This is a genomic window from Burkholderia sp. RF2-non_BP3, from assembly GCF_001522185.1.
Lineage (GTDB): Bacteria > Pseudomonadota > Gammaproteobacteria > Burkholderiales > Burkholderiaceae > Burkholderia > Burkholderia diffusa.
The window spans coordinates 239,105-252,330 of record NZ_LOSU01000043.1 but is presented as its reverse complement, the minus strand read 5'-3'; the positions used below and the strand labels follow the sequence as shown (position 1 = coordinate 252,330).

Annotated in this window: 13 protein-coding genes; 8 read left to right on the top strand and 5 right to left on the bottom strand. The window is 70.4% G+C overall.

What is annotated here, in order from left to right; genetic code table 11:
- Positions 1 to 80 precede the first annotated feature (80 nt).
- Positions 81 to 1,313, top strand: a complete 1,233-nt coding sequence (locus WS45_RS23075; RefSeq protein WP_059701843.1) for a citrate/2-methylcitrate synthase — start codon at positions 81 to 83, stop codon at positions 1,311 to 1,313.
- On the opposite strand, the gene WS45_RS23070 is transcribed toward WS45_RS23075, so the two are convergent.
- Positions 1,286 to 1,612, bottom strand: a complete 327-nt coding sequence (locus WS45_RS23070; RefSeq protein WP_059701841.1) for a DUF2917 domain-containing protein — start codon at positions 1,610 to 1,612, stop codon at positions 1,286 to 1,288. The genes WS45_RS23075 and WS45_RS23070 overlap by 28 nt on opposite strands.
- Before the next feature lie 201 nt (positions 1,613 to 1,813).
- On the opposite strand from WS45_RS23070, the gene mdtD reads away from it, so the two are divergent.
- Together mdtD and WS45_RS23060 are read left to right on the top strand one after the other, a co-directional pair.
- Complete coding sequence (gene mdtD / locus WS45_RS23065; RefSeq protein ID WP_059527770.1) at positions 1,814 to 3,253, top strand: multidrug transporter subunit MdtD; 1,440 nt, start codon at positions 1,814 to 1,816, stop codon at positions 3,251 to 3,253.
- 184 nt (positions 3,254 to 3,437) lie between these two features.
- Positions 3,438 to 4,712, top strand: a complete 1,275-nt coding sequence (locus tag WS45_RS23060) for an EAL domain-containing protein (RefSeq protein ID WP_059527773.1) — start codon at positions 3,438 to 3,440, stop codon at positions 4,710 to 4,712.
- A gap of 15 nt (positions 4,713 to 4,727) precedes the next feature.
- Here WS45_RS23060 and WS45_RS23055 read toward each other — a convergent pair whose 3' ends face one another.
- A complete protein-coding gene (locus tag WS45_RS23055) occupies positions 4,728 to 5,342 on the bottom strand; it encodes a class I SAM-dependent methyltransferase (protein WP_059690566.1) in 615 nt (204 codons plus the stop codon).
- Positions 5,343 to 5,524: 182 nt separating this feature from the next.
- Positions 5,525 to 6,049, bottom strand: coding sequence for an Mpo1 family 2-hydroxy fatty acid dioxygenase (locus tag WS45_RS23050; protein ID WP_059701839.1), 525 nt, complete (start codon positions 6,047 to 6,049; stop codon positions 5,525 to 5,527).
- Positions 6,050 to 6,130: 81 nt separating this feature from the next.
- Here WS45_RS23050 and WS45_RS23045 point away from each other — a divergent pair, with 81 nt between their 5' ends.
- Positions 6,131 to 6,838 carry a Crp/Fnr family transcriptional regulator gene (locus tag WS45_RS23045; protein ID WP_059701837.1) on the top strand — a complete coding sequence of 236 codons (708 nt, stop codon included), beginning with the start codon at positions 6,131 to 6,133 and terminating at the stop codon, positions 6,836 to 6,838.
- 100 nt (positions 6,839 to 6,938) lie between these two features.
- On the top strand, positions 6,939 to 8,150 hold the full coding sequence (chrA, locus tag WS45_RS23040; RefSeq protein ID WP_059701835.1) for a chromate efflux transporter: 1,212 nt from the start codon (positions 6,939 to 6,941) through the stop codon (positions 8,148 to 8,150).
- 112 nt (positions 8,151 to 8,262) lie between these two features.
- On the opposite strand, the gene sodB is transcribed toward chrA, so the two are convergent.
- Together sodB and xseA are read right to left on the bottom strand one after the other, a co-directional pair.
- On the bottom strand, positions 8,263 to 8,841 hold the full coding sequence (sodB, locus tag WS45_RS23035) for a superoxide dismutase [Fe] (RefSeq protein ID WP_044848579.1): 579 nt from the start codon (positions 8,839 to 8,841) through the stop codon (positions 8,263 to 8,265).
- A gap of 240 nt (positions 8,842 to 9,081) precedes the next feature.
- Positions 9,082 to 10,464: an exodeoxyribonuclease VII large subunit gene (gene xseA / locus WS45_RS23030; protein ID WP_059690570.1), complete on the bottom strand. Its 1,383-nt coding sequence runs from the start codon at positions 10,462 to 10,464 to the stop codon at positions 9,082 to 9,084.
- 450 nt (positions 10,465 to 10,914) lie between these two features.
- On the opposite strand from xseA, the gene lpxK reads away from it, so the two are divergent.
- The 3 genes from lpxK to kdsB all read left to right on the top strand — a co-directional run bounded on the left by lpxK (position 10,915) and on the right by kdsB (position 13,037).
- The gene (gene lpxK / locus WS45_RS23025) at positions 10,915 to 11,943 is read left to right on the top strand and encodes a tetraacyldisaccharide 4'-kinase (RefSeq protein WP_059701833.1); all 1,029 of its coding nucleotides are present in this window, start codon (positions 10,915 to 10,917) and stop codon (positions 11,941 to 11,943) included.
- On the top strand, positions 11,924 to 12,127 hold the full coding sequence (locus WS45_RS23020; protein ID WP_006750935.1) for a Trm112 family protein: 204 nt from the start codon (positions 11,924 to 11,926) through the stop codon (positions 12,125 to 12,127). Before lpxK ends, WS45_RS23020 begins: the two co-directional genes overlap by 20 nt.
- Before the next feature lie 118 nt (positions 12,128 to 12,245).
- Entirely contained in the window at positions 12,246 to 13,037 is a 792-nt protein-coding gene (gene kdsB, locus WS45_RS23015) for a 3-deoxy-manno-octulosonate cytidylyltransferase (RefSeq protein ID WP_059701830.1), read from the top strand.
- The last annotated feature ends 189 nt before the right edge of the window (positions 13,038 to 13,226 follow it).

The following is a 13,226-nucleotide window of genomic DNA, read 5'->3' as shown; positions in this document are numbered from 1 at the left end:
AATCTTGATTGCGCGAATCAATGCATAACGAATAGTTGTAGCCGGGCCGCGCTTCATGCGCCCCGACAGGAGCGATCGGCATGACGTCCCTCAGCGCACCGGAAGCCGCCGGCATCCTCGGTGTCAGCGTGAGCACCCTTTACGCGTATGTGAGCCGCGGCCTGCTGCACTCGCTGCCCGACGGCGCGAGCAAGCGCCGCCGCTACGACGCGGACGAGGTGCGCCTGCTCGCACGCCGCCGCGCCGATGCGAAACGCGCGGGCGGCGTCGCCGAACGCTCGCTCGACTGGGGCGTGCCCGTGCTCGAATCGCGGATCACGCAGATCGCCGACGGCCGCCTGCACTATCGCGGCGCCGATGCGATCGCACTCGCGAACGACGCGACGCTCGAGGAAGCGGCCGCACTGCTGTGGGATTGTCCGCCCGCGCGGCTTGGCGCGGCATCGCTCGCGTCGACCGGATTCGACACCGCGCAGTGGGACGACTGGGCTCGCCGCTGGGCACATCTCGCGCCGCTCGAGCGCACGCTGGTGCTGCTCCCCGCCGCGGCCGCGTCGCTGCCGCGCCTGTGGGCGCAGGGGCGCGACGCGCAGTTCGACGCGGCCACGCTGCTGCTGCGCGTGACGACGGCCGCGCTGGCCGGCATCGCGCCGGGCGACGCCCCCGTGCATCGGCAGCTCGCCGCGGCGTGGCGGCTGCGGCGACGCGACGAAGCCTACCTGCTGCGCCGCGCGCTCGTGCTGTGCGCCGATCATGAACTGAACCCGTCGACCTTTGCGGTGCGCTGCATCGCGTCGACCGGCACTCACCTGTTCGGTGCGATCGCGGGCGGGCTCGCGGCGCTGTCGGGCCCGCGCCACGGCGGCGAGACGTTCCGCGCGGGCGCGCTGCTCGACGAAGCGGCGCGCGCCGCCGACCTCGACCGCTACCTCGCGCTGCGCGTCGCGCACGACGAACGGGCGGACGGTGCGCGCACCGCGCTGTCCGGTTTCGCGCACCCGCTCTATCCCGACGGTGACCCGCGCGCCCGCGCGTTGCTCGATGCGCTGCACGCGATGCTGCCCGACCGGACGCCGCTGCGCATGGCCCGTGCGCTCGCCGCGCGTGTCGAGGCCGCGACCGGCCTGCGACCGTCGATCGATTTCGCGCTCGCGGTGCTGGAACGCACGCTCGCGCTGCCGGACGGCGCCGCGTTCACGCTGTTCGCGGCCGGCCGCACCGCGGGCTGGATCGCGCACGCGCTCGAACAATATGCGGACGGCAAGCTGATCCGGCCCCGCGCGCGCTACATCGGCAGCGACGCGGCTGCCTGACCACGGCCGCCGCGCCACGCGGCGGCGAACCGTCGCCACGCGATCGGCGCGGCCTGCGGGGCCGGCGCCGCCTGAGGGCCGAACGCGAACACCGCGCCGCCCGCCGCCGCGCTGATCCATACGCGCATGCCGGGCAGCAGCGCCAGCGTCTCGCCGGCGCGCAGCCAGTGATCGTCGGGCCGGCCCTCGATCGTCACCCACAGATCGCCGTCCGCGACCTGCAGCGCGGTGCGATCGACGATCCGCCACCGCCCGGCCGGCTCGTTGCCGTCCATCTCGTAGAGTCGCAGTTCTCGCATGGCCGCCTCCGGGTCGCGTGGGTTCGATGACACCAGTATTTCGGACAGCGGCAACACACGGACAGATACGCCTGCGGACACTTTCGGCTGAACTGTACCGGCCGGTTCACGGACGGGCGTCCGGCGCACCCGTTGCCGATCCTGCGTGGGACGGCGGCTTTGCCTACAATGGCGGCTGTCCCGCGCCCTCGGTCCGTCCCCATGTTCCAACGCCCGCCCGCCGCCGCTCCCGGCGAAAAGAACCTCACCGTGATGCTCTGGCTCGTTGCGACGGGCTTCTTCATGCAGACGCTCGATGCGACGATCGTCAACACGGCGCTGCCGTCGATGGCCGCGAGCCTCGGCGAATCGCCGTTGCGGATGCAGTCGGTCGTGATCGCATACTCGCTGACGATGGCGGTGATGATTCCCGTCTCGGGCTGGCTCGCCGACACGTTCGGCACGCGGCGCGTGTTCTTCAGCGCGATCCTGGTGTTCTCGCTCGGTTCGTTGCTGTGCGCGAACGCGCATACGCTGTCGCAGCTCGTCGTGTTCCGCGTCGTGCAGGGGGTGGGCGGCGCGATGCTGTTGCCGGTCGGGCGGCTCGCCGTGCTGCGCACGTTCCCGGCCGAACGCTACCTGGCCGCGCTGTCGTTCGTCGCGGTACCCGGGCTGATCGGTCCGCTGATCGGGCCGACGCTCGGCGGCTGGCTCGTGAAGATCGCGTCGTGGCACTGGATCTTCCTGATCAACGTGCCGGTCGGCGTCGCCGGCTGCGTCGCGACGTTCTACTCGATGCCCGACGCGCGCAACCCGGCCGTCGGCCGCTTCGACCTGAAGGGCTATCTGCTGCTGACGATCGGGATGGTCGCGATCTCGCTGTCGCTCGACGGGCTCGCCGATCTCGGCATGCAGCACGCGGCCGTGCTCGTGCTGCTGATCCTGAGCCTCGCGTGCTTCGTCGCGTACGGGCTGTACGCGGTGCGCGCGCCGCAGCCGATCTTCTCGCTCGAACTGTTCAAGATCCACACGTTCAGCGTGGGCCTGCTCGGCAACCTGTTCGCGCGGATCGGCAGCGGCGCGATGCCGTACCTGATCCCGCTGCTGCTGCAGGTGAGCCTCGGCTATTCGGCATTCGAGGCCGGGCTGATGATGCTGCCGGTCGCGGCGGCCGGGATGTTCTCGAAGCGGATCATCACGCGGCTGATCACGCAGCACGGCTACCGCAAGGTACTGCTCGTGAACACGATCATGGTCGGCGTGATGATGGCGAGCTTCGCGCTGATGCGCGACACGGTGCCCGTGTGGGTGAAGGTCGTCCATCTCGCGCTGTTCGGCGGTTTCAACTCGATGCAGTTCACCGCGATGAACACGCTGACGCTGAAGGATCTCGGCACCGGCGGCGCGAGCAGCGGCAACAGCCTGTTCTCGCTCGTGCAGATGCTGTCGATGAGCCTCGGCGTCACGGTCGCGGGCGCGCTGCTCGCCACCTTCACCGGAATGCTGCGCACCGTGACGCCGAGCAACACGCTGCCGGCGTTCCACGCGACCTTCATCTGCGTCGGGATCATCACGGCCGCGTCCGCGTGGATCTTCGCGCAGCTCGCGCCCGAGATCCGCGCCCGCGCGCAGCACAAGACCGATCCGTCCGAGCGCGCGTGACGCACGACGCGCGTCGTGCCGGGAAACCCCACGACGGCGCGCCGCGCACCATGTCGGTGCAGCATGGCTGCGCCGCGCGGCGCCCGGCGACCGCGACGGGGCGTTCGCACGGGGCCCGATGCCGTGCATGCTTCTTGCTCGCCTATTCTGTAGGTAAACTGGCAGTCTTCCTTCGGCCGACATCATGAGCATGATCGACATCGATCCACCCGGCTTTCAGCCGCCCCGCCCCGTCGCCGGCGACGACGGCAAGCGGCGCACCGTGCTGTACGGTGCGTACACCGTGTTCAGCGTGTTCCAGCCCGTTTTCTCGGTGTCGCACCGCCGCGCGATCGGCTACCACGCGTCGCTGCGCGCGCACGACGAGGACAGCCGCCAGGTCGCGTCGCACGAGGTGTTCACGCAGGCGGCGCGGCGCGGCGACCTGCTCGAGCTCGGCCGGCTCGCCGAATCGCTGCATCTCGGCAACTTCCACGCGTTCGACAGTCACGACGAATGGCTCTTCCTGAGCCTGCATCCGGCCGCGCTGATGGACACCGTCTACGGCGACGCGCTGCTCGCGAACCTGAAGGCGCTCGGCCTGCCGCCGCATCGCGTGGTGCTCGAAGTGCCCGAGCAGGCAGGCGGCGAGACGCCGCGCTATGCGGCGATCGTCGACGGCCTGCGCAAGGCCGGCTTCCTGATCGCGCTCGGCGGCTTCGGCGCGAAACATTCGAACATCGACCGCGTGTGGCACCTGCATCCCGACATCGTCACGCTCGACCGCGGGATCCTCGCCCAGGCGAGCGAACACTCGCATCTCGAGCGTGTGCTGCCGGGGCTCGTGTCGCTGCTGCACGAATCCGGCCAGCTCGTGCTGATGGGCGGGCTCTCGACCGAGCGCGACGCGCTGATCGCGCTCGAATGCGATGTCGATTTCGTGCAAGGGCAGTACTTCGCGGGGCCGAGCGTCGACCCCGTGCAGCCGCAGGCCGCCGCGGGCTGCATGGATACGCTGTCGGCCGCGTTGCGGCTGCGCGTCGCGCAACGCGAGCGCACGCAGGCCGAACGCCTCGCGCCGTATGTCGCCGCGCTGGAGGAAGCGAGCCGGAAGCTCGTCGCGGGCGAATCGCTGATCGACGCGGCCGGCGCCGTGCTCGGATTGCCGGAAACCGCGCGCTGCTTCCTGCTCGACGCATCGGGCCGCCAGATCGGCGACAACGTGCTCGCGCGCGGCAGCGTATCGCAGCGGGCGAAACGCTTCCGGCCGCTGCTGCATTCGGAAGGCGCGAGCTGGGAGCGCCGCCCCTACTTCATCCACGCGATGCGCGCGCCGGGCCGCGTGCATCTGACGCCGCCGTACCTGTCGATCAACGAAGCGCACCTGTGCGTGACCGCATCGATCGCCGCGCCGGCCGCGACCGGCATGCAGGTGCTGTGCGTCGACATCAACTGGGAAGCGGCGCTCAACCGCGAATGAGTTCGCGCGCCGCGCTCATGCGGCGCCATCGATGGCGTCGTCCCGGCGCGCGATCAGCCGATGCACGCGCTTGCCGGACGATGCGCTGACCACCTCGTGCTCGTCGATCACGTGCATGCCGGGGCCCAGCGCCGCGTGCATGCGCGCCGAATCGAGCGGTGTATACAAGCGGCCGCGCTCGTCGCGCAACGCGCCGTTGCCGGCCACCCGCCAACTCAGGTACAACGTGCCGCCGGGCATCAGCAGCGCGGCCAGCCGCGCGGCCGCCGCGGCGGCATCGGCCTGCTCGAGATGCATGACGACCGTCTCGCACAACACGTTTCGAAACGCGCCGGACGGCACGCCCGCGAGCGCCGGCAGTGCGGCCAGTTCGAACGTCAGCGACGGGTGACGCAAGCGTGCCTCGGCGAGCAGCGCCGCGCTCGCATCGTAGCCGCGCACGTCGAATCCCTGCGACGCGAGCCACGCAGTGTCGCGCCCCGCGCCGCAGCCGACGTCGGCGGTCGGCCCCGGCGAGAAATACTGCTCGAGCAGCGCATACATGTCGTCGGGGGCGGCCTGGTCGAGCCAGTCCTGCGCGTATTGCGCGGCATGGGCTTCGTAGGCATCGAGAGTCGGGCGATCCACCATGGCGATTGCTCCGCGTACGCGTCCTGTCGTGCGACGCATCCCGCATCTTAGCCGTTGCGCATCGCGCGTGGTGTGGCGCGGGGTCCTATGCGGCGAGCACGAGCCGCGCGGCGGCCCTGGCGGCTTTGCCGGCCGGATCGGTCGAGCATGCGCCGAACCCGCAGACCGGCGCGGCCGGCGTGTCAGACATGCGAGTGCACGCCGCCGTGAACCGGGCCCGCGCGCCGCTCGACTTCGCGGCGCACGTCGCCGCGCAGGCCCGCGAAGAACGCGACTTCGGCGACGACGAACAGCGGCCCGACCATCAGGCCGACCAGGTCGTCGACGAACGCGGGCTTGCGCCCCTCGAACCAGTGCCCGACGAACTGCACGATCCAGCCGACCACGAACGCGCCGATGCCGATCCCGAGCCATTGCGCGGTCGGCAGCACCGCGAGCGTCTGCGCGGCCCACAGGCCGAGCGCGAACAGCGCGGTCATCACCAAGCCGAAGCGCAGGTCGAGACGCAGGTAGAACACCGCGAACGCCACCGCAAGCAGCAGCGCCGGCGACAGCGCGACGCCCGCCAGCACGCCGACCGCCGGCCGTGACAGCAGCACCTCGACCGCGAACACGATCATCGGAATGCCGACCAGATGCGTCGCGATGTTGCGCGCGTCGCGATGGTAGGCCGCATACTGGGAAAGGTGATCCTCGAGCGTCTTCATGGTGTCTCCTGAACGATCATTGGGCGCTATGATGCGCGTCACGCCCGACAACCTCTGTCAGCTACCCGACATCGCGTGTCCATGCCCTCGCCGCTCGCCCCGTACCTGCCGCAACTCGAAGCGCACCCGTGGTTCGCCGCGCTGCCGCCCGCGTTGCGCGAGGCGTTGCTCGCCCGCGCCGCGTTGCGGCACCTGCCGGCCGGCCAAGCGCTGTTCCGCCGCGGCGACCCGCCGTGCGGGCTGTATGCGGTGCTGGCCGGTTCCCTCACCATAGGCGCGGTCGATCCGCAGGGCAAGGAAGCGCTGCTGACGGTCGCCGAACCCGTCACATGGTTCGGCGAGATCGCGCTGTTCGACGGCCAGCCGCGCACGCACGACGCGATCGCGCTCGACGACACGCTGCTGCTGCACGTCCCGCAGGCCGCGCTGCTCGCGTTGCTCGACGCGACGCCGCAATACTGGCGGCAGCTCGCGCTGTTGATGGCGCAAAAGCTCCGGCTGAGCTTCCTGACCGTCGAATCGATGAGCGTGATGCCGGCCGCGCAGCGGCTTGCCGCGCGGCTGATGATGATCGCCGACGGCTACGGCGGAATCAGCGCCGGCCGCACGCGCATCCGGCTGTCGCAGGAAAAGCTCGCGGCGATGCTGTCGCTCACGCGGCAAACCACCAACCAGCTGCTGAAGGCGCTGCAGGCCGACGGCATCGTGCGGCTGCATGTCGGCGAAATCGAACTCGTCGACGTCGACGCGCTGCGCCGCGCGAGCGGCCTGTCCGACGGTACGCACTGACCGCACCCCGACGCCGCCGCGCAATCGCCGCCACGCCGCATTCCCGCCGTCATCGCATTGCGCTATCGTGGCGGCTCGTTCGCCCTCCCCGCATCCGCTCTTGAACACGTCCACCGTCACCACTCCGTCCCGCCATGCGTGGCCCGTATTCGTCGCGTTCCTGCGGCTCGGCCTCACGTCGTTCGGCGGCCCCGTCGCGCATCTCGGCTACTTCCGCGACGCGTTCGTCACGCGGCGCGGCTGGCTGACCGAGCGCGCCTATGCGGATCTCGTCGGCCTGTGCCAGTTCCTGCCGGGGCCGGCGAGCAGCCAGGTCGGGATGGCGATCGGCCTGTCGCGCGCGGGCTATGCGGGGATGTTCGCCGCATGGCTCGGCTTCACGCTGCCGTCCGCGCTGCTGATGATGCTGTTCGCGCTCGGCGTCCACGCGACGGGCATGCCGGTCGCGGCAGGCGCGTTGCACGGGTTGCGCATCGTGTCGGTCGCGGTGATCGCGCAGGCGGTGTGGGGCATGGCGCGCACGCTGTGTCCGGATGCGCGCCGCGTCACGCTGATGGCGATCGCGGCCTGCATCGCGCTGCTCGTCCCGGCCGCGTGGCTGCAGGTGGTCGTGATCGTCGCGGCAGGCGCCGCCGGTCTCATGCTGTTGCCGCAGCCCGAGCGCGGCGCCCACGATCCGTTGCCGCTGCACGTGTCGCACCGCGCGGGCGTGCTGTGGCTCGTGCTGTTCGCCGCGCTGATCGTCGCGCTGCCGGTGGCGGCGAGCGCGCTGCGCTCGCACACGCTCGCCGTCGTCGACGCATTCTTCCGCACCGGCGCGCTGGTGTTCGGCGGCGGCCACGTGGTGCTGCCGCTGCTGCAAGCGGCCGTCGTCGCGCCGGGCTGGATCGGGGATTCGGCATTTCTCGCCGGCTATGGTGTCGCGCAGGCCGTGCCGGGGCCGCTCTTCACGTTCTCGGCCTTCCTCGGTGCATCGCTGCACGACGCGCCGAACGGCTGGCTCGGCGGGACGATCGCGCTGGTGTCGATCTTCGCGCCGTCGTTCCTGCTCGTCGCGGGCACGGCGCCGTTCTGGGAACGCCTGCGCCGCAGCACGCACATGCAGGCCGCGCTCGCGGGCGTGAACGCGGCGGTCGTCGGGCTGCTGCTCGCCGCGCTCTATCACCCGGTGTGGAGCGACACGATCGTGTCGCCGCGCGACTTCGCGGCCGCGCTCGTCGCGTTCGTCGCGCTCGTGTTCTGGCGCGTGCCGCCGTGGGCCGTCGTGATCGCGAGCGCGGCGCTCGGCTGGTTGTCGGGGATGATCGTTTGATCGGGCGAATGACGCGCGTCGACTCACGCCCGCCGAAAGCAAAAAAGCCCTCGTGACGAGGGCTTTTTTTGGGGTGTGCCGCGCGCCGCGGAGGCGCGCAGGATGCCCGGACTTACGCGAAGTTCTTCGCTGCGAAGTCCCAGTTCACGATGTTCCAGAACGCTTCGACGAACTTCGGACGTGCGTTGCGGTAGTCGATGTAGTACGCGTGTTCCCACACGTCGATCGTCAGCAGCGGCTTGTCGGCCGTCGTCAGCGGCGTGGCGGCGTTGCTCGTCGACACGATGTCGAGCGAACCGTCGGCCTTCTTCACGAGCCATGCCCAGCCCGAACCGAACGTGCCGACCGCGGCCTTCGTGAACGCTTCCTTGAATGCGTCGTACGAACCCCACTTCGCGTTGATCGCGTCGCCCAGCGCGCCCGACGGTGCGCCGCCGCCGTTCGGCGACAGGCTGTTCCAGAAGAACGTGTGGTTCCAGATTTGCGCGGCGTTGTTGAAGATGCCGCCCGACGACTTCTTCACGATCTCTTCCAGCGACAGGTTTTCGAATTCCGTGCCCGGGATCAGATTGTTCAGGTTCGTCACATATGCCTGGTGATGCTTGCCGTAGTGGTACTCGATCGTCTCTTTCGAGATGGTCGGCGCGAGTGCGTCTTCAGCGTACGGGAGCGGCGGGAGCGTATGAGCCATGGCGATTCCTTCGTTGAGTATGTAGGGAGGCTGTGTTGAATGCTGCCGAGCGTCCGATTGTAGGCGAGTCCGAATATCCCCGCAAACTCACGGGCATTTATCCGCGGTATGCAGAAAATCGCCGCTGGCGCTTCATCCGGCAGGACGAGACGACGATGCGCAGCATCCGTTCCCGCGTCCGGCGACCGGTATATCCGGACCGCCGGGCGCGCGACCTTCGTTTCGCTTACGCCGCCGTCGTCACATCGTGTCGGTCAGCCGCGGCTGCACGTCGGCGAGCGACACGTCGGCCGAGCCTTCGGCAAGATGCACGGTGAGTCGGCGCTGAGGCTTCAGCGCGCTCGGCGCGCGCACCGCGCGACCGGTCTGCGTGTCGATCAGCGCCGCATAGCCGCGCTCGAGCGTGCGCTGCGGGCTCAGCACCTCGAGCCGCGCCGCGCAGGCCGACACGCGCGCGGTATCGCGCTCGTGACGGCGCTGCAGCGCCACCGCGAGACGTTGCGACAGCCCGGCGAGCGCCTGACGCGCCTGCGCCGGATCGGGCCGCGCGCGCTGCCAGCGCAATTGCGCGAGCGCGAAACGCGCACGCGCGTCGCGCACCGGCCGCGACGCCGCCGACGCGAGCCGCACCGCCAGTTGTTCGACGTGCGTGCGTTGCCGCTGCAGCCGTTCGGCCGGGCTGACCAGCCGGCGCGCGAGCCAGTCGAGCTGCTGCGCACGCTGCTCGAGCCCGCGTTCCAGGCTGCGCGCAAGCGCGCGCTGACGGTCGGCAACCTCGCGCAACAGCAACGCGCGCTGCGGACTCGCGAGCTCGGCCGCGCCGGTCGGCGTCGGCGCGCGCAGGTCGGCCGCGAAGTCCGCGATCGTGAAATCGGTTTCGTGGCCGACGCCGCTGACGACCGGCAGTTCGCTCGCCGCGATCGCTCGTGCGAGCGCTTCGTCGTTGAACGACCACAGATCCTCGATCGACCCGCCGCCGCGACAGACGAGCAGCACGTCGACCTCGCGCCGCGCATTCGCGGTCTGCACGGCCGCGACGAGCTTTTCGGCGGAACCGGCACCCTGCACGGGCGCCGGATAGACGATCACCGGAATGTGCGGCGCGCGGCGCGCGAGCGTGGTCAGCACGTCGCGCAGCGCGGCGGCCTGCAGCGACGTGACGATGCCGATCGCGCGCGGGTGCGCCGGCAGCGGCCGCTTGCGCTCGGCTGCGAACAGCCCTTCCGCCTCGAGCTGCGCCTTCAGCCGCAGGAACGCCTCGTACAAGCGCCCTTGGCCCGTGCGCCGCACGGCCTCGACGTTGAGCTGCACTTCGCCGCGCGGCTCGTACATCGTGACGACCGCGCGCACCTCGATCCGGTCACCTTCGCGCGGCGTGAATTCCGCGTACTGCGCGCGACCGCGGAACATCACGCAGCGCATCTGCGCCTGCTGGTCCTTGATCGAGAAATACCAGTGGCCGCTCGCGGCACGCGTGAAATTCGACACTTCGCCCGAGATCCACAGCAGCGGAAACGAGCGCTCGAGCATCGTCGAAATCGCGCGATTGAGCGCCGAAACGGGAATCACTTCGTCGCCGCCGCGCGTGGCGCCGGGAGCGGAAAAAGGGGAGTCGGAAAGCATGGGCGGTCGGATGAATGCTGGCGGCGACACGATAGTCCGACACGCGCGCGGCGTCCAGCGCCGGCCGCGCGCACTGCAACACGCGGAAGGTGTCCACACTCTGGCAATCGTCCGCCAAAAACGCTTGAAAACCGCGAAAAAAACCAGACAATTCCGCGTAACGCGTTGATTTTTATATATTTTTAAACCTTACAGTTTTGTTCGACGCCGATTCGAAGTCCATCCGGCGGGCGTTTGACGCGGATGGGCGGGGAGTTTTTCACAGAGTTATCCACAACCCGCTCCGATCTGCCCCCATCGGATGCGTCGCCCGGCCGCGCTTGCCGCGCCCGCGTGCGGCGCGCTAGAGTGCCGCCTTCCGAAGACCTTGCGGCACGCGCCGCCCAACGGAGAATCCGTCTTGATGAATCCGTCCCACGCCGCGGTGCACGACGCGCCGCATCCGGTCCGATGAGCGCGCCCGGCGGCCCGCTCGCGCGGCTCGAAGCACGGCTCACGCGCGAATGGCAGCGACGCGGCGCCCTCGCCTGGGCGCTCACGCCGTTCGCGTGCGTGTTCGGCCTGTGCGCGGCGCTGCGCCGTACGGCCTACGCGCAGGGCTGGAAGCAACCGGTCGACGTCGGCGTGCCCGTCGTCGTGGTCGGCAACGTGACCGTCGGCGGCACCGGCAAGACGCCGACCGTGATCGCGCTCGTCGACGCGTTGCGCGCGGCCGGGTTCACGCCGGGCATCGTGTCGCGCGGCTACGGCGCGAACGTGAAGGCCCCCACCGCGGTCACGCCCGCATCGCGCGCGAACGCGGCCGGCGACGAGCCGCTGCTGATCGCGCGCCGCACCGGCGCGCCGGTGTGGGTGTGCCCCGACCGCGTCGCGGCCGCGCAGGCGCTGCGCGCCGCGCACCCGGACGTCGACGTGATCGTCAGCGACGACGGCCTCCAGCACTATCGTCTCGCCCGCACGGTCGAGCTCGTCGTGTTCGACCACCGGCTCGGCGGCAACGGCTTCCTGCTGCCGGCCGGGCCGCTGCGCGAGCCGCTGTCGCGCCACCGCGACGCGACGCTGGTCAACGATCCGTACAGCGGCGCGCTGCCGCCGTGGCCCGACACCTATGCGCTCACGCTCACGCCGGGCGCCGCGTGGCACCTCGACCAGCCGGCGCTGCGCCGCCCGCTGTCGCAGTTCGCGAACGAGCGCGTGCTCGCCGCGGCCGGCATCGGCGCGCCGGAACGCTTCTTCGCGACGCTGCGCGCGGCCGGCCTCGCACCGGCGACGCGCGCGCTGCCCGACCACTACGCGTTCGCCAACAATCCGTTCGTCGACGACGCGGTCGATGCGATCCTGATCACCGAGAAGGATGCAGTAAAATTGGGCGCTTCCTGGCGCGACGCTCGGCTGTGGGTCGTCCCCGTCGAAGCCGCGCTTGATCCTCGCCTCATTGCCCTCGTTGTGGAGAAACTCCGTGGACGCTCGCCTGCTTGAAATCCTTGTGTGCCCTATCTGCAAAGGCCCGCTCCACTATGACCGCGCCGCGCAGGAGCTGATCTGCAACGCGGACAAGCTCGCCTACCCGATCCGCGACGGCATCCCCGTGATGCTCGTCGACGAAGCACGCCAGACCGTCGAAGGCACGCCGGTCGACCCCGCCGGCCCGGCCGGCAGCTGACGCCGCAGCGCTGCACCGGCGCCCGGCCGCGGTTCGCCGCGGCCGCGTGCCGGCCCCTGCCCCGGGCGGCCCGCCTTCGACGCGCCGCCCGCCCCGCTCTTCTCACCGCCCAGCCCCGATGACTCATCCGCAGCCCTTCATCGCCGTCATTCCTGCCCGGCTCGCGTCGACGCGTCTGCCGAACAAGCCGCTCGCCGATCTCGGCGGCAAGCCGATGGTCGTCCGCGTCGCCGAGCGTGCGCGCGAAGCGGGCGCGCAGCAGGTGCTCGTCGCGTCCGACGCGCAGAGCGTGCTCGACGTGGCCCGCGAGCACGGTTTCGAAGCGGTGCTGACGCGCGCCGACCATCCGTCGGGCACCGACCGGCTCGCCGAAGTCGCCGCGACGTTCGGGTGGAGCGACGACACCGTCGTCGTCAACGTGCAGGGCGACGAACCGCTGATCGACCCGGCGCTCGTGCGCGACGTAGCGTCGCACCTCGCCGCGCATCCGGATTGCGCGATCGCGACCGCGGCGCACCCGATCCACGCCGCCGCCGACGTGTTCAACCCGAACATCGTGAAGGTCGCGCTCGACGCGCGCAACGTCGCGATGTACTTCTCACGCGCGCCGATTCCGTGGAGCCGCGATGCGTACCAGCCGCACTGGCCCGACGTCGCGGCCATGCCGGCACCGGCCTTTCCGGTCCATCGTCACATCGGCCTCTACGCGTATCGCGCGCGTTTTCTGCGCACCTATCCGTCGCTCGCACAGGCGCCGATCGAGCAGGCCGAGCAGCTCGAACAGCTGCGCGCGATGTGGCACGGGGAGCGCATCGCGGTGCTGATCACCGAACATGCGCCCGAAGCCGGCATCGACACGCCGGCCGATCTCGCACGCGTGCAGGCCCTTTTTCGGCCGGGTTCAAAATAACCCGTGGCATAATCAGGCGATTGTGCGAGCCGTCCGCGACCCGCGCGTCCTCGCTTGACCCCGCCACGGCCCGCCCCGGCAGCCGCGCGTCGCTTTTCGCCGACGCGCCGCATCAGACCGGTCCGCCGCGCGCAAGGCAAGCCCCGCGCACGCTGTCGCCGACGCTTTTACGTCTCGCCATACGAATCT

Excerpts from the sequence above, each read along its gene's own strand:
- WS45_RS23075 (WP_059701843.1), top strand. The coding sequence starts at position 81 with ATGACGTCCCTCAGCGCACCGGAAGCCGCCGGCATCCTCGGTGTCAGC.
- WS45_RS23070 (WP_059701841.1), bottom strand. The coding sequence starts at position 1,612 with ATGCGAGAACTGCGACTCTACGAGATGGACGGCAACGAGCCGGCCGGG.
- mdtD (WP_059527770.1), top strand. The coding sequence starts at position 1,814 with ATGTTCCAACGCCCGCCCGCCGCCGCTCCCGGCGAAAAGAACCTCACC.
- WS45_RS23060 (WP_059527773.1), top strand. The coding sequence starts at position 3,438 with ATGAGCATGATCGACATCGATCCACCCGGCTTTCAGCCGCCCCGCCCC.
- WS45_RS23055 (WP_059690566.1), bottom strand. The coding sequence starts at position 5,342 with ATGGTGGATCGCCCGACTCTCGATGCCTACGAAGCCCATGCCGCGCAA.
- WS45_RS23050 (WP_059701839.1), bottom strand. The coding sequence starts at position 6,049 with ATGAAGACGCTCGAGGATCACCTTTCCCAGTATGCGGCCTACCATCGC.
- WS45_RS23045 (WP_059701837.1), top strand. The coding sequence starts at position 6,131 with ATGCCCTCGCCGCTCGCCCCGTACCTGCCGCAACTCGAAGCGCACCCG.
- sodB (WP_044848579.1), bottom strand. The coding sequence starts at position 8,841 with ATGGCTCATACGCTCCCGCCGCTCCCGTACGCTGAAGACGCACTCGCG.
- xseA (WP_059690570.1), bottom strand. The coding sequence starts at position 10,464 with ATGCTTTCCGACTCCCCTTTTTCCGCTCCCGGCGCCACGCGCGGCGGC.
- lpxK (WP_059701833.1), top strand. The coding sequence starts at position 10,915 with ATGAGCGCGCCCGGCGGCCCGCTCGCGCGGCTCGAAGCACGGCTCACG.
- kdsB (WP_059701830.1), top strand. The coding sequence starts at position 12,246 with ATGACTCATCCGCAGCCCTTCATCGCCGTCATTCCTGCCCGGCTCGCG.